We start from the raw sequence: 293 nt of genomic DNA on the forward strand, positions 1-293 counted from the left end.
AAGTTTTCAAAATTTCTAAATCCGTATGCGGTCCTTTTAATGACTTTGATTTTATTATTGGTACCTTCTACTGGGCCATTTGAAAACGAGGTCTTGAAACTGTTGATAATTTCACTTTGATGTTTACGCAGTGTTCGATTAGCTTTCTTTATTTGTTCAGGCATTCCAGCAGCTGAATTTAATAGATTACTTAAGGATTCAGTATCTTGATGATGAATGACATGTAACAGCTGTTGGTAATAGTTATAAGCTTTCCTCAGTTCGTCAGACATGTTCAGCAGACGATCAACGAC

At 35.5% G+C, this 293-nt stretch carries 1 protein-coding gene; it reads right to left on the minus strand.

The genetic code is table 11. From position 1 onward, the window contains the following. A partial coding sequence (locus KH893_RS12895; RefSeq protein WP_281166410.1) for a transposase occupies positions 1-293 on the minus strand: 293 nt, incomplete at both ends.

The organism is Liquorilactobacillus sicerae (assembly GCF_029916425.1).
GTDB lineage: Bacteria > Bacillota > Bacilli > Lactobacillales > Lactobacillaceae > Liquorilactobacillus > Liquorilactobacillus sicerae.